Consider the following 26,986-nt stretch of genomic DNA (forward strand, 5'->3'; position numbering starts at 1 on the left):
CGCACCGCACGACGGCGCAGCTCAGGCGGGTAGGAGGAAGGACGTGCCATGACTCGAATCCTTACACGAAATCGAGTCCCCACCGAACCCGGGGCGGTTCACGTTGCCGGTGGCCTTGCCCACGGCTTCCTCGACCGCGCCCTCGACCTTCTCGACAGCGTCCTCGATCTTGTTGCCCATACCCATGGCGGTCTCCTCGTCGTCATCGTCGGTAGGTCGTGACCGTCGTACGGCGCCACGGCTTTGTCAGGTGATGGTCGCGCGTTGCGCCACTGGCCGTCGGTGTCACCGACCGACGAGACGCCGTCTGCCCGCTCCACGGCGAACGACGCGTGACGGAGGGTCGGTGACAGGCCCGTACTCCTGCGGCGGCCCGTTCATCCGTCCCCGGCGGCGCGTCCCCGGGGAGGCGCCGGCCTCATGAGCGGGGGCCGTCGACGGGGACGATGTCCATCGGCGGCAGCTCGGCCAGTTGGGCCTTGCTGAGTCGCACCCTGACCTTCCCGCCCTGCCAGGAGACCTCGCCGATCGGGATGGCGACGGTCTTCCTGCCCCACAGGTGGCCCTCCTTGAGGATCACGTGGGTCACGTCGTGGCTCTGGGGCTCGACCAGCAGGCCCTGGACGTGCCCGATCTCGCCGTCGGTCGCCTCGACCCGGTCTCCGTGGCGGATCTGGACCTCGCCAACGGGGACCCGCTCGTGTACGGCGGTGCGGGGCTCGGCCTCGCCGGGCAGCGGCCCGACCGGGAACGGGAGGGCGCTGCCCGCACTCAGGCCCATGGGCGCCACGGTGAGCCACTGCCCCGGCGCGTAGCCGAGGTGCTCGCTGTCACCGGGCAGGTACTCGGTCTCCTCGGCCGGGTCGAGCTGGGTGACGGCCGCGGTGTCGCGGAACAGCCTGATGTGCTCCGGGTCACCGCCCCTGTCGTCGACCAGGTCGACGGGCACCAGGCGGTCGGTGGCGTCGCGACCGCCGACCACCAGGTGAGTGACCCGGCCAGCCTGTGGGTCGATCACCACTCGCTTCAGGTGGCCGTACGTGTCGTCCGGGCAGTGGACCTCGGCGCCGATCTCGTACCGCACTGGTGCATGCACCTGGATTCCTCCTGTCGCCGTGCCGGTCCGCGTCCGGCGGACCCGGTCGGCCCACGTCTGCCCCGCTCTGCCGGTCCGACACCCGCGGGTTGGTGACCGAGCCACGGTGCCGCGCCGATGTCCCATCGGCCGGTGACTTCCGCGGCCTTCCTCGGCATGGAACGGCGGAACGGGGGGAGTCGCCCGGCGACCGGTTCATCCCACCGGCGTCGACCGCAGGCGGCGATCGTGTCGCCTCCCACACCGGTGGGCGAGGAGAGGAATCCACGTGTACATAAGTCTCGGCACCATCGTCCTCATCGTGATCGCAGTCCTGATCGTGCGCGCCCTGAGCCGCAACTGACGAAGTCACGAGGCACGCAAGTAACCGCTCGGGCGCCGTGTTCCGCCGCCGGTACCAGCTGCTGCCGAAGGCTCGGGCAGCGGTGCACGACCGAAGGGAGCGGCCCCGGAACCACACGGAACGAGCACACGAGGGCCAGGAGGTCGATGACCACCGGTGCTCCGTTGTTCTGCGGGCCGTGATCCTGACCGTGCCGGTTTCGCGGTCCGCCCTCTGTGCCGGGTGGCTGTCGTGGCGTTCGTTCCGTGGCTGGTGGGCTTCGTCTTCCGTTGCGCCGGATCAGGCGCTGCCCGTGGCCGGTGGTGCCGGTCGTGACATGGGACTGGGGAAGCGCGAACTGCGGGAAGGCGCCGGATCAGGCTGCCTCCCACAGCGCGCCCGGGGCGCCCGAGGACCGAGGAGAGCCATCCGCTCCCGCACGGCATGCCCGCCCCTGACTCCTGGCACCACGCACCAACTGTGGACCTCCTGAGCGACCTCCCCGGCGCGGACGGGACTGCGCAGCGTGCGCAGTGCGACCCCGTACACGGGCCCGGCGGCCGCACGGTACAGCAGTTCGAACGCCGCTTCGTCGCCGCGCGCCGAAAGCGCCAGGAGGCGACGCAGGTCCTCGGCCACCGGCCCGGGCCTGCCGGTGAACCGCGTATCGACATGGGACAGCGTCCGCGAGGTCACAACGACACGGTGCGGCGATCCGCCCCCGGAAACCCAGTCGAACCGTTTGTGCATCGTTTCACCATGCTGGAAGGACGGGCACAGGTCTCCCCAGTGGTCACAGAGCGTCGCAACTCCATGATCACTGACACCTGTGCCCGCCTTGCCGCCGAAGCCCCACCCCGCCAACGCGTGGGCTCGGAGCGGTCCTCATTCCCGGAGAACGGCGGCGACCTGGTCCCGGAGCCACTGGTGTGCGGGGTCGAGGTCGTGGCGGACGTGCCATGCCTGGGACACGGGCAGGCTCGGAAGATCGACGGGGATCTCGTAGACGTGGGCGCCGGTGAGGGCTGCCGCTTGGGCCGCGTAGCCGGCGGTGATGAGCCCGGTCATGTCGGAGCCGGCGATGATGTGTGCCGCGGCGGTGAATGTCGGCACCACCGCGACGATTCTCCGTGTGAGGCCGTTCCGGCCGAGGATGTCGTCGAGTGCGCCGTGGGTCCGGCCTCTGCGGGACACGGCGATGTGCTCGGCCGCAGCGATCCGCTCCAGGGTGACGGGTCCGGTGGCCAGGCTGTGTCCGGCGGCGGTCATGCCGACGAGGCGTTCGCGCCCGACGGGCTGAACGAGGACTTCGGGGCCGAGGTCCTCGATGACACCGAGGTCGAGATCGACGAGCCCGTCACGCAGGGGTGCCAGGTCTTCGTCGCCTTCCGGTGCGAACCTCAGCGTCACCCCCGGGGCGTCGGCCCGGACGCGGGTGACGAGCCGGGCGGCGAGGCGGCCGACCAGGGCGTCGTTGGCGCGGATGGTGAAGGTGCGTTCCAGGGACACGAGATCGACGTCGCGTCCGATCTCGACGAGGGCGTGCGCCTCCTCGATGAGTCGGTGGAGGCGCTGCTGGATGGCCAGGGCCCGCGGGGTGGGGACCAGGCCGCGTCCGGCCCGGACGAGGATCGGGTCGCCGAAGGTCTTCCGGATGCGTCCCAGCGCGCGGCTGGTGGCCGGGACCGACAGGTGGAGGCGTTCCGCCGCGCCGGTCACGCTGCCCTCGGCCAGCAACACGTCCAGGGCGGCGAGCAGGTTCCAATCCAGGTCTTGCGTCATACGCAACAGTCTATTGCGATCTTTGCAGTGGACATTAAGCCATGGGGGTTCGAGGCTTGGATCATGCCTCGTCCAACCATCGAAACCTCCTATCACCGCCGTTGGCTCGTCCTGGCCGTGCTCTGCCTGTCGGTCCTGCTCACCGTGGTGTCGAACATGGCGCTCAACGTGGCGCTGCCCGACCTCGGCCGGCAGCTCCACGCCGGGGCGTCGTCCCTGGCCTGGATCGTCGACGCCTACGTGCTGTGCTTCGCCGGGCTCCTGCTGCCCGCCGGTGCGATCGGCGACCGGTTCGGCCGCAAGGGCGCCCTGCAGTGCGGGCTCGTCGTCTACGGCGCGGCAGCGGTCCTCGGCGCGTTCTCCACGTCGGTCGGAGAGCTGATCGCGGCCCGAGCGGTCATGGGAGTCGGCTCGGCCCTGGTCATGCCCGGCACCCTGTCGATCCTGGCGACCGTGTTCCCACCCGCCGAACGCGCCAAGGCGATCGCCGTCTGGGCATCGGTCGCAGGTGCCTCGGTCGCCCTGTCCATCACCTGGTCGGGGCTCATGCTCGAACACTTCTGGTGGGGGTCGCTCTTCCTCGGCATGGCCGCCGTGGCCGTCACGGCACTGGTCGCGGGCTGGTTCCTGCTCCCGACCTCCCGCAGCCAGGAGGCGGCCGGCCTCGATCCGGTCGGCGCGGGCCTGTCGGTCGTGGGCGTGACAGGACTGCTCTACGGATTCATCCAAGCCCCCGACGACGGCTGGACCACGCCCTCGATCCTGGCCGCCTTCGCGATCGGAATCAGCGGTCTGATCGCCTTCGTCATCTGGGAACGGCGCCGCCCGAACCCCATGCTCGACGTCGCCTTCTTCGCCGAGCGACGCATGAGCATGGGCAGCCTCTCCATCGCGGCCGCCTACTTCGCCCTCTTCGGCATGTACTTCGTCCTCACGCAGTACCTCCAGGTGGTGCGCGGATACTCGACCGTCGCAGCCGGGCTCTACGCACTGCCCGCCGGGCTCGCCCAGTTCGCCGTCGCCCACCTGGCCAGACCGCTCGTCGCCCGGCACGGACTGCGCCCCGTCCTGGCCAGCGGCCTGGCCGCCTCCGCCGCCGGACTGCTCGTCCTGGCCTCCGCCGGCACCACCTCCCCGATCTGGACCGTCGAGGCCGGCCTGGGCCTGCTCGGCGTCGGCATCGGGCTGACCATGCCCCCGGCCACCGGGGCCATCATGTCCTCCCTGCCACCGCACAAGGCCGGCGTCGGCTCCGCCGTCAACGACCTCACCCGCGAACTCGGCGGTGCCTTCGGCATCGGCGTCCTCGGCAGCCTCACCCTCACGCACTACCGGGCACTCCTCGCACCCGTGCTCACGCACCAGCCGGCCGAAGTCGCCGCCCGGGCCAGGGCCGGCCTCGACGGGGCCTTCGCCAACCCCGACAGCGCGCTCGCCGCCGCCCGCCACGCCTACACCTCCGGACTCGACCAGGCCATGATCGCCGGCGCCATCGTGGTGGCCGCGACAGCCGTCATCGTCCTGAGCACGCTGCCGGGCGGCGCAACCAGCCCCAGCCGCCGCGCCGACCAACCCCGCACCGAGCCGGTCCACTCACCGTGATCAGGCATTTTCACGGGTCATGAGCACACGATCCGCGGTCGGTCTGCTGACCAGCTTCGGGACCACCCGACGGCCCCCTCTGGAACATGCTCCGCTCTCACCCCGACCGCACGCCTGCCCAGCGCGAGACTCAGCGCGAGGGCCACCGCCCCCGAACATCCGGACATTGCGGCGACGCCCACCCGCATGGGCCTCACGAGCTGCGGAGGTACGGCTGCCATGCGCTCCGGTGACGACATGGACGGCATCCCGTCACATATCACCCTCTCGGCAGGCGCGACAGAGACAGGCAGGACGTCAACAACGGCGCCCCGCGTGGACGGCCGGCCAGCCGGGAAACCCGCTGGTCGGCCGTCTCTGGCGGTGGTGCCTGACCCGCTTCGTGCAGCGTACGGCCGATGGCCTCGCCGCGGCCGCGAGCGAGTCCCGCCGTTCGGAAAGCTGAGCCCCTGCCGGGCTCGGCCGCCACATGCTGGACCGATGACGAGTCACAACGCGTCCTTCGGCCCCGGCAACTGGTTACCGGTCAGCCTCAACGGTGCTCCAGTACCTGGTGCATGGGTCAAGGAGCTGCTGCGCTCCGACCACGGCGACTCCTTCACCCTGCTCCGCCTCGGCTCCGGCGCCGAGCTCGAACTGACCCGCTCCGCGGACGACCGGATCCTGGTCCTGGACGGCGAACTCGCCATCGCCGGCGACGACGAGGGGCGGGCGCCCGTGAGTCGCGCCGGCGCCTACCGCGCGCTTCCCGCCGGGGGACCGGCGTGCTGGCCAGCCCCGGCTCCTGCCCCGCCGTGCTGTTGACCGGCCAACGGCTGGGCGCCCCGGCCGAGGACGTGTTCAGCCCGGTCGGTTGGCAGGAGTCGAGCCCCGGGCAGTGGTTCCGGCTCCTGCTGGACGTCAGCTTCGACGCCGGTTTCGACGAACGGGTCGTCGGGCTCTCCTACTTCGAACCGGGCTCGGCCTCACCACGGCACCCGCACCAAACGGTGCACCGGTTCCCGTTCCTCGACGGAGAAGCCGACGACGAACTCCTCTTCCCGGACGGCACCCGACACACCGCCCACCGCCGACGAGGCGACTTCGTCGACTCCCCCTACCCCATCGAGCACCAGAGCCGGAGCGACGCGGGCTGCACGATCCTCTTCCTCCACGAACCGACCCAGCCGCGTCGCCAGCGCCCCGAAGAGCTCTGAGCCAGGGAGAAGGCCTGACCGCCGGTCTGCCCTGCCCAGCCGCCCAAGGCGATGGCGCTCCTCTCCACCTCGGCCAAGGCCGCTCGTTCGAGGAAGCGAAGCGGTGGCTACCGGTAGGCCCGGATATTCGACGCCGCGGAACACCTCTCGCTCAGAGCCGCCGGGAACACTTCCCGGGGTGCAGTCCTCGCCCGGGTGCCCACCAATTCGGTTGCGAACCGAGTTGAGGCGGATCATGGTGATCCAATGAGCGACGAAATGGACGGCGTAGCCGAAGCGATGGCAGGCGAGCTGAAGTTGATGGCTCCCGGGGTCCGGGCATCGAGAGAGCTTGCTGGGCAACTCCTGGACCCTGAGTTCGTAGAGGTAGGCGCCTCAGGTCGCCGATGGGACCGACAAGCGATGCTTCTGGCCCTGCCGGACAAGCCGGGGGCATCTGAGGACGGCCCGCTGTATGAGCCTGTTGGCATGGCTGGCACGGTGTTGGCACCGGGTGTGGTGCATGTGACGTACGAAGCCATCCTCGGCGAACGCCGATCGCGGCACAGCTCCATCTGGCGGAAGTTGGACGGGGTTTCTGGGTGGCGGATGTACTACCACCAGGGCACCATCGTCCCGGCCGATCAGCCGCAGTAGTCGTGATCGACGAGCCACCCCAGCTGCGCAGGCGGTCCTGACGGCCCCGGCGGCCCAGCGCTCGGCAGCTGAGGGGCTGATGCCGAGCAGACGCTGAGGGACCGCGGGCGGCATCTGTGCGCAGAGATCAAGCAGGGCCGCGCATCGTCCGGCTTCGGTGGGGAGTCCGGCCTTGCGGAGGCGCCGGCCGAGTTGTTCGCTGCCCAGTGGCTTGCCAGGCCTCTGATTCGGGAACAGCCAGGGTGCGTTGAGGTCGTTCGACATCACGATGTGCTGGTGATCGCTGGCGATGTCGACGAGTTGGAGGACCAGGCCGTCGAAGGGTGGTGGCAGCCTCGGAGGGGTCCTGTTGAGGCGGAGGACGACGCCGGTCTCGTCGTGGATGACGTGTGCCGTGGTCAGTCGGCGGGTTCTCGCGGGGTACTGGCCGTCGAGCGGGACCATCAGCCCGCCCCGGGACCGACCGGCCCCACCGCGGCAGGTCGGGGGCCAGCACCTCGAGTTGGCGCTGCCGGCACGTGCTCAGGCCAGAACGGCCGGGCTGAGCACGTCCGTGCACCACCGTCGGAAGCTGGTCGTGCTGCGCTCGGGGACGAGTGAACCGCCGTCATAGACGCCGTCGTCCTGTGCCGCCGCCATGTCGACCATGCCCTGCGCCCATCCCTCGGTCGCTCCGTGGTCCCGCATCCTCGCCTTGTAGTCCGCGGCGGTGATGTGCTGGAAGCGGACCGGCATGGCCAGCACGTCGGAGATGACGCGAGCCATGTCGTCGGGTGACAGATCGTCGGGGCCGACCACCGGCAGGCTGTCCTGCCCGCTCCAGGAGGCGTCCAGCAGCAGCGTGGCCGCTGCCTCGGCGACATCGCGGATGGCGACCGTCCGCAGTGGGCGACTGGCGAGGTTCGCCAGCGCGATCATCCCCTGGTTCCTGATCGACACGGCCTGGCCGAGCAGGTTCTCCATGAAGAACGGCGGACGCAGCGCCCGGTAGGCCACCCCGGTGCTCTCGATCAGGTCGTCCATCGCGAACGCGGGCGCCAGCAGTCCGGCGTTCCCGCCGTATTCGCGCCCCAGGCTCGACAGGCCGACCACTCGCTGGACGCCGTGGCCGGCGATCGCCTCGCAGGCGGGCCGGGTGAAGTCCAGGTAGTGGTCCTCGGGGTGCTCGGCGCGGGGGTTCGGGGGCACCAGCCAGAACAGGCTGTCGGCACCCGCGAGCGCCTTGGTGACGACATCGGCGTCGTGGTGCGACCCCACGACGACCTCGACGCGCTCGCGCACCTGCGTGGGTAGCCGTGCGGGATCGCGCGTGATCACGCGGATCGCCTCCGGACCGTCCAGGATGAGCTCGAGGACTTGACGACCGATCCGGCCGGTGGGGGTGGTAAGGACGATCACGAGGGTCCCTTCCGTTCGACAGACGCCCAGCCGCTGGGCACGGTGTCGACGATGCGCCGCGGCAGGGCGGAACGGAAGGACCGCTCCGGTCCGGCTTGTTACCCGACGGCAATACCGACTGGAGGGGGAGGTCGTGGAGTCGCGAGCGCTGCGCTACTTCGTCGCCGTCGCCGAGGAACTGAACTTCACCCACGCCGCCGAGCGACTGGGAATGTCCCCGCCTGCGCTGTCCCGCGCGATCCGCAAGCTGGAGACGGACCTCGGCGTCGCCCTGTTCGCGCGGACCACGCACAGCGTCGCGCTGACCCCGGCCGGGACCGTGCTGCTCGACCAGGGCCGGATCGCACTGGACGCCCTGGACGCCGCCGCGCGACGAGCGCAACGCACGGTCGGTGCGGAACCGAAAGTGGTCCTGGCGGTCAAGGCCGACGCCGACGCCGGACGCCTGGAGACCATCCTGGAGCGCTACGCGGCCGGGCCCGGGGCCATGCCGGTGGAGATCCGGCTGTGCGGATGGGGTGAGCAGCCAGGACTTCTGCGCCGGGGCGAAGCCGACGCCGCTCTGGTCCACGAACCGTTCGACCACACCGGTCTGGACACCGAGCCGGTAGCCGTCGAGCGACGCGTGGCCGCCTTGGCGGCCGCACACCCGCTCGCCGCGCGGGACCGCGTCAGCCTCCTCGATCTCGGCCTCCCGGTCCAGGAGCCAGGACAGCGCGCCACGTACCACCGGTTCCTCGGCGAAGCCCGCCGGCACCGGCCGAGCGACCTGCCCCAACTGCTCAAACTCGTCGAACTCGGCGAGCTGATCACCCTGTTGCAGGAGTCCGTCGTCGACCGGTATCCGCGTCCTGGCGTCGTCTACCGAGACGTCGTGGACGCGCCACCCGCGACGCTGGTGATCGCATGGCCGCAGACGTCCCGCTCGACAGCCGTCGCCGCGCTCGTCCGCGCCGCCAGTTCCGGGTGACCGTTCCCGACGGGCGCGATATTCCTCCATTGCACGGTGTGATTGCCACGCGCGCCGCCTCGGCGGCGCCGCTCGCCACTCGACACTGTCCGACCGGCTGGCTCACCGGACCGGCCGGCAGTCAGCAACCCTACGCTGGCTCCGGCCGGCGGTCGGTTTGCGCATGACGACGAGTCGCCCCAGTGGGGTGTCGATGATCTGGGCGTCCTGGAACCCGGCCGCACCCGCTTCGGTGGCGAGGGCTTCGGCAGAGAGCCCGAAGGCGACATCCTGCTGCCGGTAGAAGAGCTGACCGAGTCCCTCGCGAACGGTGGGCCGGTCCTGCGGGGCCGGGGGCGGGAAGAGCTCCTGCATCAGCAGCAGACCTCCGGGGCACAAGGCGCGGAAGATCGCCGCAAGGGTCTCCGCGCGCACACCAGCGGCGAAGAAGGCCTGAGCCCAGTAGGGGACCGTGAAGGCCGCCTCGTCCCGCAGCGTGCGCGCATCGATGGTCCGAAGGTCCACGCGGTCGGCGACGCCCGCCTCCCGCGCACGGTGCCGGAGCTCAGTGGCCACCTCCGGGACGATCTCCAGGCCGACCGCGCGCAGCTTGTCGAACAGAGTGGGCGTCGTCAACAGAGCGCCGCCCACCCCGCTGCCCACGTCGAGCAGCGGCCCGCCCCGTTCGAGCCGATCCCCGTACTCGGGAAGCGCCTGGTACAGCAGCCCGTACAACTGCCGCGCGCCGGGTGCTGCTCGCACGCCCCAGTCACGGGCGAGCGTCAGCGCCTGCGCGCCATCGAGACCCAGCGGGGGATCAGCCGGTCGTCCCGCTCGCGCCAGTTGCCCGCGCGTCAGTCCCAGAGCGCCGAGCACGGCGGACATCTCCACACCGGAGGCGCCGGCGACGAGGGCGTCGAACATCGGGCTCAGCTGGAACTTGGTGCCCCGCGTCTGCACCACACCGGCCGAAGCGAGCACCGCCGGCACGTTCGAGACCTGCTCGGCCGGGACACCAGTCGTGGTGGCCAACTCGTCGGCGGCGGCCTCGTGGTGCAGTTGGTCGAGGCGGTTGAGGATCAACTGGGCTCGCGGCGCGGACGAGTTGGGCGAGCCGAGGATGCCGGCCCACAGGTCGTCCGCCCGGCGGACAGCTCGGCGCGGCGGCGCTCGTGCCGCGCCTCCCGGTTGTCCACCAGCATCGCGGGCACCGACGGGTTGGAAGGCGCGCAGCACCACGTCGTTGTCGAGCCGGTCCGCGACCGCGCGGGCAGGCGGTCGTCGTGCGGCACCCGGCCGGGTGTCAGTGGTGGCAGGCGACGGCGAAGGACAGCAGGAGCAGGATGATGGTGGTGCGGTGGAGGCAGCCGCGGCAGCGGTCGGGGTTTCCGCGGCGGAACTCCACGTGGCCGCCCGGGGGGACACCGGGGTGGCGCTTGGCGTAGTGGGCGATCTGCTGGTGTTCGCCCTGGGTCCGGGGGAGCCAGGGAGTCCTGAAGCCGCATTCGCCGCACCAGTAGCGGTAGGCCATGGGTCACTCCTGTGGGGGGTCGGCGGCGCGGGCCGGGGGCGGGGGCTCAGCCGAGAAGATCCGGTAAAGCGGTGTGCAACACCGGGCCCCAGGCGACGAAGTAGCCGCCCCCTCGGTCTGGGCGTAGGTGACGACGGTCATCAGCAGGCCGCCGAGCAGTCAGGCGGCGCCGGAGCCGATGGCGCGTCAGCCCTTGGTCTCCCAGTTGGCCCGCTGCTCACGGGAGACGACGGCGTACGGCGCGGCGGCGGGGCCCCGTACGGGGGTGCGGTGTACGGGGGTGCGGCCGGCGCGGGTGCGGCGGCAAGGTCGCGGTGCGCTGGTGGTCGGGGGGCGTCGGGGCTCCTCAGACGATCGGGCGGTCGTGGCTGCGCGGCGGCGACAGTCCGGTCGGCGAACACGTCGCGGCCGTCCACCAGGACCAGGGGGACGAGGATCGAGGTGCCGTCGGTGACCCCCAGCCGGTAGCCGGCGACGCGGCCGGCCGTGCTGCCGTCGCCGCGCTGGTGGACGCCACCCAGCCGAATCGCCTGCGGCCGGGCGACGGTCCGCGGGCCTGAGCGGCGGGTGAGCACGAGGGCGCCCTCGTACAGGTAGTACGCCCAGCTGCCAACGGTCAGGCCGCGCGCACCGTAGCCGATCCCGCCGACGGCCGTGAACAGGGAGGCGAGGGTGAGGCCGTACAGCAGCGCGTGGGCGGCCGAGAACGCCGGGGTCCGCGAGGTCTCGTGGCCCAGCGCGAGCATCGGTACCAGAGCGACGGCGCCGGTGCCCCGGCCGACGGTCACCGCGCGGGTGGCCGAGACGCCGTGCCGGACGTCGATCGGCGCGCCGAGCCCACGGGCTGCGGCCGGCCGGTCGACCTCCGCGGGGTCGGGGTCGGGGTCGAGGTCGGGCAGAGCGTGGGACACGGGGCGCGGTTCGGTGTCGGCCATCCGGCTTCCTCCTCGTGGGGCGGGACAACGGCTTGACGGGTGACCGGGGATGGCGGCCCTGCGGCGTCGTGGCAATCCGCACGACGGCCGCACCGATCGTCAGGTTTGCGCTGGTCAGCGAACAGGCCACGGCACCGGCCATTTGTGACCGGCCGGCACGGTAGGGTCGCCGACGGGGATACTGGCGAGTAGGGGAGACGACCCGGTGACTGATCAGCTCGGCACGCTGCTGCGCCGCCTGCGCCGCCAGGCGGGGCTGACGCAGGAGCAGGTGGCGGAACGCTCCGGGGTGAGCGTCCGCACCATCCGCCGACTGGAGACCGGGCGGTCCACCGACCACCGCCTGGGCACAGTGAACCTGCTGGCGGACGCGCTCGGCGTCAGCGCGCAGGACCGCCTGCTGCTGGCCGCTCTGCTCACCCGGACGCCGGACTCCGATCCGGGCCCCGGGCCAGGTCCGGAACCGGGGCCAGGCGCGGAAGCCAGGACTCCGGAAGCCGGGGTGCCGGAGACCGCAGCCGTGCCGGCTCCCGGCTTCGCCGCCCCCGCACCGCTGCCGGTCGACAGCACGCTCGCCGAGGCCGCACAGGAGCTGGCCCGGGAGGTCCGCCGCCGCTGGCGGCACGAGGAGGAGCAGCGCCGCGTCCACGACCCGTTCCCGCTGCCGGTCCGCTGGCGGCAGGCTCCGGCCGGCCTGACGGACCGTTCGGAGAACGTCCAGCGCCTCGGGCCGGGCGCCGTGCCGCGCCGGCTGGACCTGAGCGGCGAGCTGCGCAGCGTCGCGGAGGTCTACCGGCGGATCCCCTCCGGCCGGCTGGTGATCCTCGGCCGGGCCGGCTCGGGCAAGTCGATCCTGACGATCCGGTTCGTGCTGGACTTCCTGGCGGCCCGGACCGTTCCGGACCGGGTGCCGGTCATCTTCAGCCTCGGCTCCTGGGACCCGACCACCACCACGCTGCGGGACTGGCTGATCGGCCGCCTGCTGCGCGACCACCCGCACCTGGCCCGCCGCAGCCCCGGCGGCTCGACCCTGGCGGCCGCCCTGGTCGACGCCGATCTCGTGCTGCCGGTGCTGGACGGCTTCGACGAGATCGCGGAGGGCCTGCGTCGCGAGGCCCTGGAGGCACTCAACGCCACCTCACAGCCGCTGGTCCTCACCAGCCGCCGTGCCGAGTTCGCCGAGGCCGTCCAGGCGGCGCACGCGCCGCTGGTCTGGGCGGCCGGGATAGAACTCACCGACCTGACCCTGGACGACCTCGCCGGCTACCTGCCCCGCACCGCCCGCCCGGTCGGCGACGGCGAGCGCGAGAACGACACGCTCGCGGCCCGGTGGGGCGCCCTCCTCGGCGAACTGCGCACCCGTCAGGACCCGGCGGGCGCGAACCTGACCGCCGTACTGACCACCCCGCTCATGGTCATCCTGGCCCGCACCGTGTACGGCGAGGCGCCCGACCGCGACCCGGCCGAACTGCTGGACACCGCCCGCTTCCCCACCGCACGCGCCGTCGAGGAGCACCTGCTGGCCGGCTTCGTGCCAGCGGTCTACCGGCGGCGCCCCGGGCTCGGGCCCGGCCGGGGCCGGAACCGGCGGCGCGACCGGGATCCCGAGCACGCCCAGCGGTGGCTCGGCTACCTGGCCCACCACCTGGGCCGGCTCGACCTCGACCAGCAGGACCTGGCCTGGTGGCGGCTCGGCGACTCGCTGCGGCACTCGACCCGGATCCTCGCGGTGGTGCTGGCGACCGCGCTGAGCATCACCCTGGCCGACTGGCTGGGCTGCGCGCTGGCCACCCGGACGGGGATGGGCGAGGTGCTCCTCCAGGGGGCGCTGATGGGACCAGTGGCCGGCCTCGCGTTCGGCTGCGTGTACGCGCTGATGGTCGCCTACCGCGGCGGTCCGGCGTTCGAGCCGGCCCGGGTGCGGCTGCGCCTGCCCGGGACCCACCGCGCGATCGGCCGGCGGACGCTGCGCACCTTCGCCGCCCGGTTCGGGGACGGGCTGCTCGGCGGCTCGGTCATGGGCGTGGGGTGCGCGTGCGCGCTCGCGCTGGAGCGCGCACTCTTCCCCGGGCCCCCGCTCACCAATCCGCACGTGATCGAGGCCACCCTGATCAACATGGTCTGCTTCGGGCTGATCTTCGGCACCGCCGCCGGGCTGGTCTTCGGGCTGGTGTCCGCGTTGGAGGCACCGGTCGACGTCACCTCGGCGGCGACGCCGTTGAGCCTGCTGTCCGCCAACCGCGCGACCGTGGCCCGGCAGGTGCTGGTCCTGGTGCCGCTGCTCACGCTGATGATCGCGTTCGGCGGGCGGCTGATCGTCGACCTGCTGCGGGGTCCGCTGGGGCCGCTGAACTGGGAGCTGTCGGGTGGGCTCTTCATCGGCGCGGTCGGTGGCATCGGCGGGTCCGTCTCCTACGGCCTCGCCTTCACCGCCTGGGGGCAGTGGCTGGTGCTCTGCCGGGTCTGGCTGCCACTGACCGGCAAGCTGCCCTGGGACATCGTCGATTTCCTGGACGACGCCTACCACCGCGGCGTGCTGCGGCAGACCGGCGCGGTCTACCAGTTCCGCCACATCCGACTGCAGCACCACCTGGGTCGCAGCTTCCGCCAGCAGCAGTCCCGGTACCGGCCGGCCAGCTTTCCCACCGAGCAGCCCTCCCCGTTCCGGCAGCCGTCCTAGCCACAACCGCGCCCGACCCGGCCACCGGCCATGGATGGCCGGTGTCCCGATGGCCGGTGCCATGGCCTGTCCATGCCCCCTGCCGGCCGCCAGCATCGGGGTGCCCGGTCGGCGGCGCCCCGACACCGCGCCTTCCCGGACCGGAGCAACCACCACCACCGTGGACGAAGGAGTCCGATGAAGTCCCTCCGCCTGACCGCCGCCGGCGCAACCCTGCTGCTCGCCACGCTGGCCGGCACCGCCCCGGCGAGCGCGGACGCGCCGACCGCGGCCGGCATCCTCCAGACCGGCGCCCAGCAGGGCGTCGCCGACGGCTACCCGGGCGTGGTCGGCCTGGTCCGCCAGGGCGACACCACCCAGTACGTGCACGCCGGCACCGGCAACCTCGCCTCCGGTGCGCCCGCCGACCCGCAGGCGCAGTTCCGGATCGGCAGCAACACCAAGGCGTTCACCTCCACCGTGCTGCTCCAGCTGGAGGCCGAGCACAAGCTCTCGCTGGACGACACCGTGGCCCGGTGGCTGCCGGGGGCGGTCAACGCCAACGGCTACGACGGCTCGAAGATCACCATCCGCGAGCTGCTCAACCACACCTCGGGCCTGCCCGACTACGCGGGACTCCCGCAGTACTCCGGCCCGTACGTGCTGGGCCTGAACGCGAACCAGGCCTACCCGCCGCAGAGCCTGGTGGACGCCGCGCTCGCCTCGGTGCCCGCGAGCGTCACGCCGGGCACGAGCTGGAACTACGCCAACACCAACTACGTGCTGGCGGGCATGGTGATCACCGCCGTCACCGGCAACAGCCCGGCCACCGAGATCGAGAACCGGATCATCAAGCCGCTCGGCCTGACCCACACCAGCTTCCCGACCAGCGACCCGAACCTGTACGGCGACTACCTGCACGGCTACGTGCACCCGGTGACCTTCTACACCAACGACGTCACGGTCTCGAACGTCCAGCTCTACAACGCGGCGGGGGCCATGGTGTCGACCCTGGACGACCTGGCCGCCTTCGGCCGGGCGTTGCTCACCGGCCAGCTACTGCCGCCCGCCCAGGAGGCCGAACTCAAGACCACGGTGCCCATGAACAACACCGGAAACGCCTACTACGGCCTGGGCATCATGCGCGAGAAGCTGCCCTGCGGCCAGTGGGTCTGGGGGCACAACGGCGCCGTGATCGGCTACGTCAGCGCCTGGTTCAGCAGCGAGGACGGCACCAAGGAGGTCGTGGAGGCCAACAACGAGTTCCACATGCTCACCGGCACGACCGGCCAGAACGATACCGGTACCGCCCTGACCAACGCGTACTGCGCGCTCTGACCCCGTACCGCCATCGCACCGAAAGGACGACCGATGACCTCCCTGCTTCCCAGCTGGCGCCGGCACGCGATCGCCGCCGCCGTCGCCGCGGCGATGGGCCTGACCGCACTGCTCGGGACCTCGCCCGCGCCCGCTCACGCGGACACCGGCACCCCGCCGAGTTTCACCAACGGGTTCGGCCTGACCCTGATCGGCGCCCCCGAGGTGCACTCCAGCACCGACTTCACGCTCACCGTGGCCACCGCGCAGCTCTCCGGTACGCACAAGATCCGGATCCTCCTCCCCCGGGGCTACGCGGCCGACCCCACCAAGCGCTGGCCGGTGACCTACTTCCTGCACGGCGGCGGCGGCACGGTGGACGACGCCGCGGCCGCGCCCGCGCTGCACTCGGACTCGATGATCACGGTGGTGCCGGACGGCGGTCTGAAGGGCTGGTACACCGACTGGGCCATGCAGAACACCGTCATGGGCGCGGCGAACTGGGAGACCTTCCACACCACCCAGGTCGTCCCGTTCATCGACGCCAACCTGCGCACCATCACCGACCGGGCCCACCGGGCCGTCGTCGGCCTGTCGATGGGCGGCTTCGGCGCGCTGCACTACGCCGAGGACCGCCCCGACCTGTTCGGCCACACCGCCGCGCTCTCCGGCGGCATCGACTTCGGCATGGCGGAGATCCGCGCGGCGGTCCTGGCCACGGAGCTCAACCTCACTGGCGCCTGGTGCGCGGTGAGCACCTCCAACACCGGCCAGTGCACCGGCTACGGGCCCTACGTCGACAGCGACGCGATATTCGGCTCGCCCTACCCGGTCTTCAACGCGGACCACATCTGGAACCAGGTCAACCCCGCCGACCCCGCCAACCTGGCCAAGCTCGGCAGCACCGACATCACCCTCTACACCGGCAGCCAGTTGCCGATCGACCACTTCACCGAGATCGCCTCCAACACGGTCAAGGCCCGCCTGGACCAACTCGGCATCCCCAGCCGCTACGTCGACTACGGCAACGGCTCCTCGCTCTCCCCCACCTGCGACGGCGGCCACGACTACGGCTGCTGGGCCCCCGCCCTCGCCGACTACATCCCCCGCCTCGCGACAGCCTTCGCCGCCGCCGGCTGACCCGGCCGGCCCGACCGGCCCGACCAGCACGCCGGTCGGGCCATCCGGGCCGGCTCGGCGGTGGCTCCATGTCCTCCCCGCTGAAACTTCGGCGGCCCCGCGGGAGCGGCTGACCCTATGAGGGTCGGGCCCCCTTCCGTGCACAGCCCGGCGATGCCTATGGTCCGGGTACGTACATACGTGCTCGGGAAGGAGGCCCGGCAATGTCTGTCTACGTCGGGATCGACATGCACCGCAAGAGGTCCCAGATCGCCCTGATCGGCCAGGACGGTGAGGCGCAGGTCAACCGCAACGTCCCCAACGGCGTCGAAACGGTGCTCGGGGTGATCGGGAACCTGCCGATCGGCACCCCGGTCGCGTTCGAGGCCGCCTACGGCTGGGGCTGGCTGGTGGAACTCCTGGACGACTACGGCTACGAGTCCCACCTGGTCCACCCGCTGCGCTGCAAGGCGATCGCCTCCGCCAGGCTGAAGAACGACAAGGTCGATGCCGCCACCCTCGGCCAGTTGCTGCGCGTCGACCTGCTGCCGGAGGCGTGGATCGCCCCGTTGGACGTGCGCCAGCAGCGCGCCCTGCTCCGCCATCGCTTCCAGCTGGTCCGCCTGCGTACGCTGTTGCGCAACCGCATCCACGCGGTCCTCGCCGATTTCGGGCACGCCCGGGCGGGCGGCTTCAGCACCGGTCCGGGCCGCGCCTGGCTCGCCGAACTGCCGCTCCCGGACGCCTCCCGCCGCGTCGTTGACGACCTCCTCGCCCGCATCGACGGTATGCAGCCGGCCATCGATGCCCTCGACAAGGAGCTCGCGGCTCACGCCCGCGGCGATCCCCGCGTCACCGCGCTGATGGAACTGCCCGGCGTCGGCACCCTCACGGCGCTGATGATCGTGGCCGAGGTCGGCGACATCACCCGGTTCCCCTCCGCCCGCCGGCTCGCCTCCTGGGCCGGTCTCACCCCGACCGTCCGCAGCTCGGACCGCACCGTCCACCAGGGCCACATCTCCAAGCAGGGCGATGCATGGCTGCGCTGGATCATGTGCGAGGCGGCCCAGACGGCCAAACGCCACCCGCTGTTCGCTTCCGGCTACCAGGACATGGCCCGCAGGCGGGGCAAGAAGATCGCCACCACCGCCGTCGCCCGCAAGCTCCTCACCCGTGCCTACCACGTCCTGCGCGCCGTCCACGACCAGCAGCAGACGCCACCTCCCCGCAGGACCTCAAGACCCCGGCCCTCAACAGCGGCCACGCGCTCCGGGCGCGCTCGCATCTGCCCATGAGACGGCACCGCCGCACTCGATGACCTGACTGAGCAGCCCGGTTTCCCCGCACCACGGTCATGGCGCCGGCCCAGGCCGGACGCCGGATGGGTGGATGTGACACGCCACGCGCCGACCACGCACGCGGGGGAACACCAACACGCAGGCCCCCGCGACCACTTCGGAACGTCCTCGGCGGATCCATCATCGCCCGCCGCTCGTCGGCGTCCAGCTCGTTCGTCCTCGCCCGCTCGATCCCTCACGGGCTCCAGGCGCTCCAACTGGACCCCCTCCCACGCGGCGGCCGGGCCGAACAGCCGCCAGGAAGCCCCCAAAGAAAACACCCTGGGGAGTCACCACAACCCAGGGTCAGCAGCCTGCCACTTGACAGGCCCGACCCTCATGGGTGGGCAGATGATTAATCGGCAACCGTAGAGTCGACTGGCAGCCTGGGCTACTCTGGAAATCCGTGGTCCTCGTTGATCTGCGCTACATCACTTGATGTCTGACGAAAGCCACGAAGAGCGTCGTCGGCCTCGGCCTCGGGCGGTCCGCCACCGTGTGGACGTCTACTCCCATACCCGCTCCGTCGTCCGGGACCGCTCCGTAGCTCGACTGGCGTCCCGACACCAGTTCCTCGATGCCGCGATCGGTGACGTACACGCTCTGCTCCGGTGTCGGTGGCTCACTGGGCCGGGATGAACGGGGCTAGGAGCTGACCTGCCAGGTGCTCAGCGAGAGCTTGACCTCGCCGGTCTGTACGTCGGCGGTCTCGATGGTCGCGATCGCGATGCTGTTGGTGGTGCGGTCGCGTATGCAGAGCAGTCGGCCGCCGTTCACCTGGGCGAAGCCGACGTTGGCTTCGGGCTGGGTGTCGATCGCGGCGTTGCACTGGGCCGGGGTGGACGACGGGTCGGTCAGCACGGCGAAGTCGGAGAGGTCGAAGCCGGCCGCGCTGAAGGAGTCGGCCGAGGCGCTACCGGTGGGGCTCTGGTGCGTCAGGGCGAGCGCCCACTTGGGGGTGGTGACAGCAGGGGCCGTCTTGCCGCCGACCAGGTCGACCTGGTACGCCTCGGTGGCGTACAGGCTCGCCGGGATATTCAGTTCGACCTTGCTCACCAGCGGGGTGTAGCTCCCCGCGGTGGCGGGCGCCGAGCCGCCGCCGACCGAGCCGGGGGCGCTGGGCGCGCCGCTGGCCGACGAGGTGCCGGCGCTCGCCGCGCCGGCGGCCGCGCTGGTGGACGCGGTTGCGGGAGCCGTCGTGGTCGCGACCGGGGACTTCGCGGCGGCCGGAGCCTGGGCGGCGGTGCTGCCGCTGGTGGTCGACTTGTCGTTCCGGGTCAGCAGCACCCCGGCCAGCGAGCCGCCGAGCGCCACCACCACGGCGATGGTCAGTAGGGTCTTCCAGGAGAGGCCTTTCGCCTTGGCCTGCGGCGGCGCGAGGGGCGGCGTGGCCTCGGCGAGCGGAGTGGTCTGCTCCGGATATCGCGCGTGTGTCGTGGGCATCTCGCTGAGCGCTGGCGGGGGAACAGCCGCCGGGGTCGACGTAGGGGCGTTGAGCGAGGGTGCCGTTGCCAGCACGGTGGGGTCCGGCGCCGTCCTGGGCAGGTCGGAGCGCCGGGTGATCTCAGAGGACACCGGCGCGGGGAGCCAGTCGTCGGCGAACCGCAGTTGCCCGCCGACCTTGGGGTGGTTGCGGGCGATCTCGATGATCTCGGCCGGCGTGGGACGGTCCTCGGGCGACTTGGCCAGGCAATGCTCCAGGAGCGCGCGCAGCTCGGCGGGCACCGCGTTCAGCTCCGGTGGTTCGTGTACCACCCGGTAGAGCACCGCGGTCTCCGGCCCCTCGCCGAACGGCTGCACGCCGCTCGCCACGTAGGCGGCCAGCGCACCCAGCGCGAAGACGTCGGTGGCGGGGGTGACCGCCGCGCCCTGGGCCTGCTCGGGCGACATGAAGGCGGGCGAGCCGATCCGGAAACCGGTGCCGGTCAGCGCGGTGGCGTCGGCGGCCCGGGCGATGCCGAAGTCGATCACCCGCGGGCCGTCAGCTGCGACCAGCACGTTGGCGGGCTTCAGGTCGCGGTGCACCACGTTGACGCTGTGGATCGCCTGCAGCGCCTCGGCGATGCCGCCGAGCAGCAGCAGCACGGTGCGCACCGGCAGCGCGCCGTGCTCGCGCACCACCTGCTGCAGCGAGGGGCCCGGCACGTAGGCGGTGACCAGCCAGGGGGCGTCGGCCTCGGTGCCGGCGTCGATCACCTGGGCGGTGTAGAGGCCGTGGATCCGCTGAGCGTTCGCCACCTCCTGGGTGAACCGGCGGTGGAACTCGGGGTCCTCGGCGAACTCGGGGCGGACCACCTTGAGGGCCACCGGGCGTCCGCCGGGGGTATAGGAGAGGTAGACCCGACCCATCCCGCCGGCCCCGAGTCGCGCGTACAGCCGGTAACCGGCTACTTCGGTCGGGTCGTCCGACTGGAGGGGCTGGAAGGCGGGCGGCGGCGATGCGGCGTGGTGTAGATCATCTGCAGGCATGGGCAGGGATTTGCCTTACTGTGTGTCAACTATGGAGATTCAGATGACCCTTGAAATCGACTGGAATGCTCTGTCGGGTCCAGCCTCGCGCGGATTTCCGGATGGCATTCACATGCCGCGGACAAAGGTTGCTCCGTGATTCGCTTCTTGATTGTGCCTGCCAGTCAGGCCCGCGAAAGCAACGGCGTCGGCAGGCGGCAGCCGCGTTCCACCAGTCCGGCCGTTCGCCTCACTCGTGCCGCCTGGCTCGGCCATCGCCTCGTCACCACCTCCCAGCCTCTACTCCTGTCACTCTGGGCAATCTTCCCCGGCGACGAGGCCCGCGGGCATCGGTAGAACTACGCATTCCGGCTACGCAATTCACCGGGTTCCGCCGCCTTCGGCGGCTTCGCGGCCGCCCCACCGGATCAACGACCGGCGCAGTCCCGTCAGGAGGGAGGCTCCGGTGAGGTTTGGGTGGCGCGGCGCAGGACGGTTCATCGTGATCAGCTTGCGAGGGGCGCAGACCTAGGCTGGAGAACCTGACGCTGCTTCAGCCAGCTCCACCTGCTCGTCTTGACGCGAGTTCTTCCTTCGGTGGCTCCCGGAGCGCCATCCGGCGTCCTGGGCTGATCGTCAGCCAGAGGGCCCTGCTCTGGCGGGCCGCCGATCCGCCAGCCCACCGACCAGGCCGGGCGGCGCGCGGTGTGCGGCAGCGTCTCCGGTCCGCCGGTGGCCGATTCGGGTGTGGTGGGGGTGGGGACGAGCGGGCACAGGGAAGGCGCGGTGCCAGGCGTCGGCCTCGGTGTAGAGACCGGCGAACAGTGGCCCGGCGGCCACCAAGCGACCGCGAGCTGCTGGTCGGCCGCTGGACCGGACGCACCAGCATCCTCGACCCCTACAAGCCCTCCCTCCACCAGCGGTTCGCCGAGGGCCACACCATCGCCCGGCGCCTGTTCGAGGAGATCCGACAGCGCGGTTACCCGGGCCAGGAGTAGATCGTGCGCGTCTACGTGCGCCGGATGAGGGAAGCGTTCCCCAACCAGGACCCGCCCCGACGCAAGCCCTCCGTCAGGGACATGACCAGCTGGATCACCCGCCGCCCCGACCGCTTCCGCGACGAAGAGGCCCAGCAGCTCAAGGAGGTCCTCGCCCGAGTCCCGGCCCTCGCCACCACCGCCGAGCACGTCAGGGCCTTCGCCGAGCTGATGAACGACCGCCGCGGGCAAGAGCTCGAGGACTGGATCACACGCGTCCAGCAGGACCAGGTCCCGGCCCTTCGCAGCTTCGCCAACGGTCTCCTACAGGACCTCGACGCGGTCGTCGCCGGCCTGACCCTGAGCTACAGCTCCGGCGCGGTCGAGGGCCACAACAACAAGATGCTCAAGCGCCAGATGTTCGGCCGCGCCGGCTTCGACCTCCTGCGCAAACGCGTCCTCCTCGCGGCATGAGGCCGCCGGTCGTGGCGGCGTGGACGGTGACGCGGTCGGCGCGGATGGTCAGGGTGTCGACCGCGACATCGGCGGTGTGGGTGGAGCCAGAGATCTTGGAGGAGATCGTCAGCCACGACCGTTCATGATCGCGGTTCCGGTGACGCTCCGTGGCTCCAGCACGGCAAGTGATCCAGAACCTGAAACGAGGACCACGGACAGTGGATCAAAAGCGGGTCACTTTGTGATCTCCTGATCATCCTGACTTCACAGGGCACTGGAGTCAGGAGGAAAGAGGTGATCGGGGTGGAGAACTGGGCTCAGATCCGCCGGCCGCACCGGGCCGAGGGGTAGTCGGCGCGGGCTGTGGCTCGGCAGCTGGGGATCTCCTGGGGCACCGTGGCGCGGACCCTGGCCTCGGACCGGCCGCCGGTCTACCAGTGCCCTCTGAAGGGGGCTCGGCGGTGGACGCCGTGAAGCCGGCGATCCGCGAGCTGCTGCAGCAGACGCCGACGATGCCTGGGCTTGTTGCTCAACGCTCGGTGGCCCGGTCGGGCTGCGGTCGGGCCAGGCCGAGGTCGTAGGCGAGGATCACGGCCTGGATCCGGTCGCGGGCACCGATCTTCGCCAGCACCCGGCCGACGTGGGTCTTGACCGTGCTCTCGGAGAGCACCAGGCGCTCGGCGATCTCGCCGTTGCTCCAGCCTTGGGCGATGGCCAGCAGGATCTCGTGCTCGCGCTCGGTCAGTGAGCGCAGCCGTGGATCGCTCGGCTGCCGGTCTGCCGAGTGGGCGGGCAGGCGGTGGGCGTAGGCGTCGAGCAGGCGGCGGGTGAGCCCGGGGGCGATCACGGCGTCGCCCGAGGCCACCGCCCGGATCCCGGCCAGCAGTTCCTCGGGGAGGGCGTCCTTGAGCAGGAAGCCGCTGGCGCCGGCGCGCAGTGCGGCGTGCGCGTATTCGTCGAGGTCGAAGGTGGTGAGCACCAGGACACGCGAGCGGCCGCCGGCGGCGACGATCCGGCGGGTCGCCTCGATGCCGTCCATGCCCGGCATCCGCACGTCCATCAGCACGACGTCCGGACGCAGCTCGGCGACCTGCCGCACGGCCCGGACTCCGTTCTCCGCTTCGCCGAGCACTTCGGTGCCGGGGACGCTCTCCAGCAGCATCCGGAAGCCGAAGCGCTGCAGGGGTTGGTCGTCGACGATGACCACGGTCGTCATGACGCCGCCTCTACGGTGGGGGTGGCCGGCCGGCCGAGCGGTGCGGGATCGAGTACGGCTTCCACGGTCCAGCCTCCGCCCGGGCGCCTGCCCGCGGCCACCCGCCCGCCGTAGAGGGCGGCGCGCTCCTTCATTCCGGTGATGCCCTGGCCCTCTCCGCCCCCATCACCGACGAGGTCGGCCGTGGCGGGAGCCGCGCCGCTGGCACGGCCGCTGTCCTCGATGCTGATCCGGATCTCGCGGTCGTCCACCTGCAGCGTGAGTTTCGCGCTGGTGTCGGGGCCCGCGTGTTTGAGGGTGTTGGTGAGCGCCTCCTGCGCGATCCGGTAGACCGTCAGCTGCAGCCCGCGGTCCAACGCCTCCACGTCACCGACCGTCCGGTAGGTGACTTCGGGGCCGGCCGCGCGCACCCGCGCACAGAGCGCCGCCAGATCTGCGACACCCGGCTGCGGTTTGAGTTCCGGACCGTGCGTTCGCTCGTCGCGCAGCACGCCCAGCATCCGGCGCAGCTCGCCCAGGGCCTGGCGCCCGGTGCCGGCGATCAGCTGCAGCGCCTCCTTGCTGCGCTGCGGAGCGAGGTCGGCGGCGTAGGCGCCGCCGTCGGCCAGGCCGATGATGACGGACAGGTTGTGGCCGATGATGTCGTGCATCTCACGGGCGACCCTGGTCCGTTCGGCGGCGGCGGCCAGCCGGCTGCGCTGGTCGCGCTCGATCTCCAGGCGCGCCGCGCGTTCGCGCAGCGCGCCCAGGTAGGCCGTGCCGACGCGCAGCGCCAGGCCCAGCGCGGCCGCCGCGGTGGCCGCGCAGCACAGGAAGAAGAGCGCAACGAGCGGGGAGATCACCACCGACACCCGGGTGACGACCAGCAGCAACGCGCCCGCTGTCGCCGCGCCCACCCAGGGCAGTCGACGAAGGCGGTCGTGCCTGGCCACGCCGTACAGGGCCAGGAAGAGGGCGATGCCGGCGTGCAGCCAGACGTCCAGCGACCACTGCACGACGAAGACGGCCGCGATGGCGGCGAAGACCGCGGTGGGGTGGCGGCGGCGCCACAGCAGCGGCAGCGCCTGTCCCAGCTGCAGGCCGACCACCGCGACCAGCGGCAGGCCGTTGGCGTGCACGATCCCCGGCCGGTTCTCGCCGTGCAGCAGGTCCGGCAGGCCGAACAGCAGCAGGACGACGGCGACCAGCGCGGTGTCCAGCAGCCATGGCCGTGCCCGGTCGGAGCGCTGCGCCCGCCGGCACACCCGCATCAGGCCGGCCACCAGTGGGTGATTCCAGATCGGGTCTCCCGTACCGCCCTCGAAGGCGGTGGTCGCGCTGGTCATGGGTGTCACCCGTCCATCATCGCAGTCCGTCCGTCGTGCCGACCGAAACCGCGAGCGGCGGCTGCGACCGGAGTCGTGACCCCGGCCGCGGCCGCCGCTCGCACCACTGCCGCGGTCAGGCGTCGGTGCGCTTGAGCCGGTACGCGGCGCCGGCCAGCGCGAGGGCCGCCCAGAGTGCGAGGACCACCAGGCCCATCGTCGGGGACAGCGTGTGCGCGTCCTGGTGCAGCGCGTACATCGAGTCACCCGCGTGGCTGGGCAGGTACTGGCTGACGTTGTTCTGCCAGCTGGTCGGCAGAAGCTCGATCAGCCCGGGGACCAGCAGCAGGGTGCCGACGAGGACGGCGATGCCACCGGCGACCGAGCGCAGCAGGGCGCCCAAGGCCACCCCGCAGATTCCGATCAGCGCCAGGTACAGGCCGGCCATGAACATGCTGCGCAACACCCCGGCATCGGAGAAGGTCAGCGCCGCGCGGGTCCCCGACACGATGCCGTGCCCGAACCCGAAGGCGGCGAACGCGCCCACCGTTCCGACGATCAGGGCGACCAGACCGAAGACCAGGGCCTTGGACCACAGCACCGGCAGTCGGCGCGGGACGGAGGCGAGCGTCGAGCGGATCATCCCGGTCGAGTACTCGCCCGCGGCGACCAGCACGCCGAGGACGCCGACGGCCAGCTGGCCGAAGTTCAGCCCGAACAGGGAGAGGCTCACCGCGTTGGCCGCGAGCATCTCGGGGTCGTCCATCGGGTGGCCGGCCGTGAGGTTGGCCTTGTAGCGCCAGGTCCGGATCAGGCCGAAGGCCAGGATGAAGACCAGCGCCAGGGTCAGGGTGATCCAGCTGGAACGCAGCGACCAGAACTTGGCCCACTCCGAGCGCACGACGCGGGCGGCGGTGACCTTGTAGGCAGGGCGCGCGGGGGCCGCCGCGGTTGTGGTGGTGGCGGTGCTCATGCTGCGCTCCCTACGGGCTCGGCGGTGTCGGCGGCGGTGTCGGCGGCGGTCTCGGCGGCTTGGACGCCCGGGTTGGCGGTGGTGTTGCCGTGGTACTCGACGGCGTCCCGGGTCAGCTCCATGAACGCCTCCTCCAGCGAGACGCCCTTGGTGGCCAGCTCGAACAGCGCGATGTTGTGCTCTGCGGCCTTGAGCCCGATCGCCCGCGCCGCCAGCCCGGTGACCAGGAGCTCCTCGGAGCCGGAGCGTCCGGTGATGTCGACGCCGGGACCGGCCAGCACCTCGCGCAGCCGTGCCGGGTCGGAGCTGGCCACCTTCACGGTGTCACCGCCGGACTGCCGGATCAGGTCCTTGACGGTGGTGTCGGCCAGCAGCCGGCCCCGCCCCACTATGATCAAGTGCTCGGCGGTGAGCGCCATCTCGCTCATCAGGTGCGAGGAGACGAAGACCGTGCGGCCCTCGGCCGCCAGCCCGGTGAGCAGGTTGCGGATCCACAGCACGCCCTCCGGGTCCAGGCCGTTGACCGGCTCGTCCAGCATCACGGTGGCCGGATCGCCCAGCAGCGCGGCCGCAATGCCCAGCCGCTGGCCCATACCCAGCGAGAAGGCGCCCGCACGCTTGCGCGCCACGGACTGCAAACCGGTCAGCTCGATCACCTCGTCCACCCGGCGGCGCGGGATCCCGTGGGTCAGCGCCAGGGTGTTGAGGTGGTTGAAGGCAGAGCGCCCGGGGTGGATCGACTTCGCCTCCAGCAGCGCGCCGACCTCCTGCAGGGGGGCGCCGTGCTCGGCGTAGCGGCGACCGTTGACAGTGACCGAACCGGCGCTCGGCGCGTCCAGACCAACGATCATGCGCATCGTGGTCGACTTGCCGGCCCCGTTCGGGCCCAGGAAACCGGTCACCATGCCCGGCTTCACGGTGAAGTCCAACCGGTCCACGGCGGTCTTCTCCCCGTACCGCTTGGTCAGTTGCTGCGCCTCGATCATCGGGTACTTCCCCTAGCCTTGGGCCGACGGACGTTCCGGCCGGCGTCACGCCCAACGCTACGAGCCGCAGGCCCCCGAAACCGTGGTACCCCAGGGCTGAACAGAGGCGGTGCCGTAGTACCGCGGTACTACGGCACGGTCCGCCGACCGCCCGTCCGGGGCGCTCACCGCCCCGCACCGGGACCGGCCGCCCGCCGCAGGGCCTCGGCCGCCTCGGTGCGGGCGTACAGCACATGGTGACCGGTGCGGTACGCGGTGACCAGCCTGGCACCGCGCAGCACTCCGAATCGCTGCGCGACCCAGGGCCCCGGCAAAGTAGAGATTTGTCCGTTTCGGTACGCCGACCGCGACCCGCTTCACCGAGGGAACCGTGGCTCGCAGGCTGCACTCGGACCGTCACCTGAGTCGAACAACTCGGACATTTCGTGACTTTGCCGGGGCCCTGCTGCGCGACCACACCCGCAGTCAGCTTGGTGCGCCGGGCGAGGTGCGGCGATCCCCCTTCTCCGCCACCGCCACCATCCGACTCGGCGCCCACTGGACCAGCCAGCAGCCCTACCAGCCCAGGACCCGCATGAGCCGCCTGTCCCGGCTCAACTTCCGACTCGCTGCCCGGTCAACACCTAATGGAGCAAACGAGTCTCACAAGCCCTTCTCGGCAAGGATCTTCATGAGATTGCGCTTGCGCTTCTGGTCGGCTCGCAGTGCAGCGAGGTAGCTGGCGAACTCTGTTTCCGTGCCCAGTGC

24 protein-coding genes are annotated in these 26,986 nt (G+C 71.5%); 11 read left to right on the forward strand and 13 right to left on the reverse strand.

The annotated features are described in order from the left end of the window. Positions 1–21 precede the first annotated feature (21 nt). The 3 genes from ACZ38L_RS32375 to ACZ38L_RS32385 form a co-directional block, all read right to left on the reverse strand. The gene (locus tag ACZ38L_RS32375; RefSeq protein WP_465700090.1) at positions 22–180 is read right to left on the reverse strand and encodes a hypothetical protein; all 159 of its coding nucleotides are present in this window, start codon (positions 178–180) and stop codon (positions 22–24) included. 238 nt (positions 181–418) lie between these two features. Further along, positions 419–1,096, reverse strand: coding sequence for a PRC-barrel domain-containing protein (locus ACZ38L_RS32380; protein ID WP_465700092.1), 678 nt, complete (start codon positions 1,094–1,096; stop codon positions 419–421). A gap of 1,207 nt (positions 1,097–2,303) precedes the next feature. Further along, positions 2,304–3,200, reverse strand: coding sequence for a LysR family transcriptional regulator (locus ACZ38L_RS32385; protein WP_465700094.1), 897 nt, complete (start codon positions 3,198–3,200; stop codon positions 2,304–2,306). 63 nt (positions 3,201–3,263) lie between these two features. On the opposite strand from ACZ38L_RS32385, the gene ACZ38L_RS32390 reads away from it, so the two are divergent. The 4 genes from ACZ38L_RS32390 to ACZ38L_RS32405 all read left to right on the forward strand — a co-directional run bounded on the left by ACZ38L_RS32390 (position 3,264) and on the right by ACZ38L_RS32405 (position 6,634). Next, entirely contained in the window at positions 3,264–4,802 is a 1,539-nt protein-coding gene (locus ACZ38L_RS32390) for an MFS transporter (protein WP_465700098.1), read from the forward strand. Positions 4,803–5,282: 480 nt separating this feature from the next. After that, positions 5,283–5,606: a hypothetical protein gene (locus ACZ38L_RS32395; RefSeq protein ID WP_465700103.1), complete on the forward strand. Its 324-nt coding sequence runs from the start codon at positions 5,283–5,285 to the stop codon at positions 5,604–5,606. Beyond that, on the forward strand, positions 5,567–5,998 hold the full coding sequence (locus tag ACZ38L_RS32400; protein WP_465700106.1) for a hypothetical protein: 432 nt from the start codon (positions 5,567–5,569) through the stop codon (positions 5,996–5,998). Before ACZ38L_RS32395 ends, ACZ38L_RS32400 begins: the two co-directional genes overlap by 40 nt. A gap of 246 nt (positions 5,999–6,244) precedes the next feature. After that, entirely contained in the window at positions 6,245–6,634 is a 390-nt protein-coding gene (locus ACZ38L_RS32405; RefSeq protein WP_465700110.1) for a nuclear transport factor 2 family protein, read from the forward strand. A gap of 522 nt (positions 6,635–7,156) precedes the next feature. Here the strand turns inward: ACZ38L_RS32405 and ACZ38L_RS32410 are convergent. After that, positions 7,157–8,032: an NAD(P)H-binding protein gene (locus ACZ38L_RS32410; protein WP_465700112.1), complete on the reverse strand. Its 876-nt coding sequence runs from the start codon at positions 8,030–8,032 to the stop codon at positions 7,157–7,159. 133 nt (positions 8,033–8,165) lie between these two features. Between ACZ38L_RS32410 and ACZ38L_RS32415 the strand changes: the two genes are divergently transcribed. Further along, positions 8,166–9,002, forward strand: coding sequence for a LysR family transcriptional regulator (locus tag ACZ38L_RS32415; RefSeq protein ID WP_465700114.1), 837 nt, complete (start codon positions 8,166–8,168; stop codon positions 9,000–9,002). A 102-nt stretch (positions 9,003–9,104) separates the two neighbouring features. Here the strand turns inward: ACZ38L_RS32415 and ACZ38L_RS32420 are convergent, their stop codons facing one another. From ACZ38L_RS32420 to ACZ38L_RS32430, 3 genes are all read right to left on the reverse strand, one after another. After that, the gene (locus tag ACZ38L_RS32420; protein ID WP_465700116.1) at positions 9,105–10,217 is read right to left on the reverse strand and encodes an SAM-dependent methyltransferase; all 1,113 of its coding nucleotides are present in this window, start codon (positions 10,215–10,217) and stop codon (positions 9,105–9,107) included. A gap of 67 nt (positions 10,218–10,284) precedes the next feature. Then, the gene (locus tag ACZ38L_RS32425; RefSeq protein WP_465700118.1) at positions 10,285–10,512 is read right to left on the reverse strand and encodes a hypothetical protein; all 228 of its coding nucleotides are present in this window, start codon (positions 10,510–10,512) and stop codon (positions 10,285–10,287) included. 140 nt (positions 10,513–10,652) lie between these two features. Further along, complete coding sequence (locus tag ACZ38L_RS32430; RefSeq protein ID WP_465700121.1) at positions 10,653–11,447, reverse strand: hypothetical protein; 795 nt, start codon at positions 11,445–11,447, stop codon at positions 10,653–10,655. A 205-nt stretch (positions 11,448–11,652) separates the two neighbouring features. Between ACZ38L_RS32430 and ACZ38L_RS32435 the strand changes: the two genes are divergently transcribed. The 4 genes from ACZ38L_RS32435 to ACZ38L_RS32450 all read left to right on the forward strand — a co-directional run bounded on the left by ACZ38L_RS32435 (position 11,653) and on the right by ACZ38L_RS32450 (position 17,837). Beyond that, entirely contained in the window at positions 11,653–14,127 is a 2,475-nt protein-coding gene (locus ACZ38L_RS32435; RefSeq protein ID WP_465700123.1) for a helix-turn-helix domain-containing protein, read from the forward strand. A gap of 177 nt (positions 14,128–14,304) precedes the next feature. After that, a complete protein-coding gene (locus tag ACZ38L_RS32440) occupies positions 14,305–15,444 on the forward strand; it encodes a serine hydrolase domain-containing protein (RefSeq protein WP_465700125.1) in 1,140 nt (379 codons plus the stop codon). 33 nt (positions 15,445–15,477) lie between these two features. Further along, positions 15,478–16,563: an alpha/beta hydrolase gene (locus ACZ38L_RS32445; RefSeq protein WP_465700128.1), complete on the forward strand. Its 1,086-nt coding sequence runs from the start codon at positions 15,478–15,480 to the stop codon at positions 16,561–16,563. A 203-nt stretch (positions 16,564–16,766) separates the two neighbouring features. Beyond that, entirely contained in the window at positions 16,767–17,837 is a 1,071-nt protein-coding gene (locus tag ACZ38L_RS32450) for an IS110 family RNA-guided transposase (protein WP_465700130.1), read from the forward strand. Between the two features lie 687 nt (positions 17,838–18,524). On the opposite strand, the gene ACZ38L_RS32455 is transcribed toward ACZ38L_RS32450, so the two are convergent. Next, positions 18,525–20,348, reverse strand: a complete 1,824-nt coding sequence (locus tag ACZ38L_RS32455; RefSeq protein ID WP_465700132.1) for a serine/threonine-protein kinase — start codon at positions 20,346–20,348, stop codon at positions 18,525–18,527. 803 nt (positions 20,349–21,151) lie between these two features. On the opposite strand from ACZ38L_RS32455, the gene ACZ38L_RS32460 reads away from it, so the two are divergent. Together ACZ38L_RS32460 and ACZ38L_RS32465 are read left to right on the forward strand one after the other, a co-directional pair. Next, the gene (locus ACZ38L_RS32460) at positions 21,152–21,325 is read left to right on the forward strand and encodes a hypothetical protein (protein ID WP_465700134.1); all 174 of its coding nucleotides are present in this window, start codon (positions 21,152–21,154) and stop codon (positions 21,323–21,325) included. A gap of 24 nt (positions 21,326–21,349) precedes the next feature. After that, positions 21,350–21,778 carry an ISL3 family transposase gene (locus ACZ38L_RS32465; protein WP_465700144.1) on the forward strand — a complete coding sequence of 143 codons (429 nt, stop codon included), beginning with the start codon at positions 21,350–21,352 and terminating at the stop codon, positions 21,776–21,778. Positions 21,779–22,289: 511 nt separating this feature from the next. On the opposite strand, the gene ACZ38L_RS32470 is transcribed toward ACZ38L_RS32465, so the two are convergent. The 5 genes from ACZ38L_RS32470 to ACZ38L_RS32490 all read right to left on the reverse strand — a co-directional run bounded on the left by ACZ38L_RS32470 (position 22,290) and on the right by ACZ38L_RS32490 (position 26,553). Continuing rightward, positions 22,290–22,976 (reverse strand): response regulator, encoded by a 687-nt coding sequence (locus ACZ38L_RS32470; RefSeq protein WP_465700136.1) that lies wholly within the window; start codon positions 22,974–22,976, stop codon positions 22,290–22,292. Then, on the reverse strand, positions 22,973–24,301 hold the full coding sequence (locus tag ACZ38L_RS32475) for a sensor histidine kinase (RefSeq protein WP_465700146.1): 1,329 nt from the start codon (positions 24,299–24,301) through the stop codon (positions 22,973–22,975). Before ACZ38L_RS32475 ends, ACZ38L_RS32470 begins: the two co-directional genes overlap by 4 nt. A gap of 115 nt (positions 24,302–24,416) precedes the next feature. Continuing rightward, on the reverse strand, positions 24,417–25,253 hold the full coding sequence (locus ACZ38L_RS32480) for an ABC transporter permease (RefSeq protein ID WP_465700138.1): 837 nt from the start codon (positions 25,251–25,253) through the stop codon (positions 24,417–24,419). Further along, positions 25,250–26,239, reverse strand: a complete 990-nt coding sequence (locus tag ACZ38L_RS32485) for an ABC transporter ATP-binding protein (RefSeq protein ID WP_465700140.1) — start codon at positions 26,237–26,239, stop codon at positions 25,250–25,252. The genes ACZ38L_RS32480 and ACZ38L_RS32485 overlap by 4 nt, the downstream gene beginning before the upstream one ends. A gap of 164 nt (positions 26,240–26,403) precedes the next feature. Beyond that, a complete protein-coding gene (locus ACZ38L_RS32490; protein WP_465700142.1) occupies positions 26,404–26,553 on the reverse strand; it encodes a hypothetical protein in 150 nt (49 codons plus the stop codon). Positions 26,554–26,986: the final 433 nt, after the last annotated feature.

It is taken from the genome of Kitasatospora sp. NPDC024654 (assembly GCF_055559155.1).

Excerpts from the sequence above, each read along its gene's own strand:
- ACZ38L_RS32375 (WP_465700090.1), bottom strand. The coding sequence starts at position 180 with ATGGGCAACAAGATCGAGGACGCTGTCGAGAAGGTCGAGGGCGCGGTC.
- ACZ38L_RS32385 (WP_465700094.1), bottom strand. The coding sequence starts at position 3,200 with ATGACGCAAGACCTGGATTGGAACCTGCTCGCCGCCCTGGACGTGTTG.
- ACZ38L_RS32390 (WP_465700098.1), top strand. The coding sequence starts at position 3,264 with ATGCCTCGTCCAACCATCGAAACCTCCTATCACCGCCGTTGGCTCGTC.
- ACZ38L_RS32395 (WP_465700103.1), top strand. The coding sequence starts at position 5,283 with ATGACGAGTCACAACGCGTCCTTCGGCCCCGGCAACTGGTTACCGGTC.
- ACZ38L_RS32405 (WP_465700110.1), top strand. The coding sequence starts at position 6,245 with ATGAGCGACGAAATGGACGGCGTAGCCGAAGCGATGGCAGGCGAGCTG.
- ACZ38L_RS32425 (WP_465700118.1), bottom strand. The coding sequence starts at position 10,512 with ATGGCCTACCGCTACTGGTGCGGCGAATGCGGCTTCAGGACTCCCTGG.
- ACZ38L_RS32430 (WP_465700121.1), bottom strand. The coding sequence starts at position 11,447 with ATGGCCGACACCGAACCGCGCCCCGTGTCCCACGCTCTGCCCGACCTC.
- ACZ38L_RS32440 (WP_465700125.1), top strand. The coding sequence starts at position 14,305 with ATGAAGTCCCTCCGCCTGACCGCCGCCGGCGCAACCCTGCTGCTCGCC.
- ACZ38L_RS32445 (WP_465700128.1), top strand. The coding sequence starts at position 15,478 with ATGACCTCCCTGCTTCCCAGCTGGCGCCGGCACGCGATCGCCGCCGCC.
- ACZ38L_RS32450 (WP_465700130.1), top strand. The coding sequence starts at position 16,767 with ATGTCTGTCTACGTCGGGATCGACATGCACCGCAAGAGGTCCCAGATC.
- ACZ38L_RS32455 (WP_465700132.1), bottom strand. The coding sequence starts at position 20,348 with ATGCCTGCAGATGATCTACACCACGCCGCATCGCCGCCGCCCGCCTTC.
- ACZ38L_RS32465 (WP_465700144.1), top strand. The coding sequence starts at position 21,350 with ATGAGGGAAGCGTTCCCCAACCAGGACCCGCCCCGACGCAAGCCCTCC.
- ACZ38L_RS32470 (WP_465700136.1), bottom strand. The coding sequence starts at position 22,976 with ATGACGACCGTGGTCATCGTCGACGACCAACCCCTGCAGCGCTTCGGC.
- ACZ38L_RS32475 (WP_465700146.1), bottom strand. The coding sequence starts at position 24,301 with ATGACCAGCGCGACCACCGCCTTCGAGGGCGGTACGGGAGACCCGATC.
- ACZ38L_RS32480 (WP_465700138.1), bottom strand. The coding sequence starts at position 25,253 with ATGAGCACCGCCACCACCACAACCGCGGCGGCCCCCGCGCGCCCTGCC.
- ACZ38L_RS32485 (WP_465700140.1), bottom strand. The coding sequence starts at position 26,239 with ATGATCGAGGCGCAGCAACTGACCAAGCGGTACGGGGAGAAGACCGCC.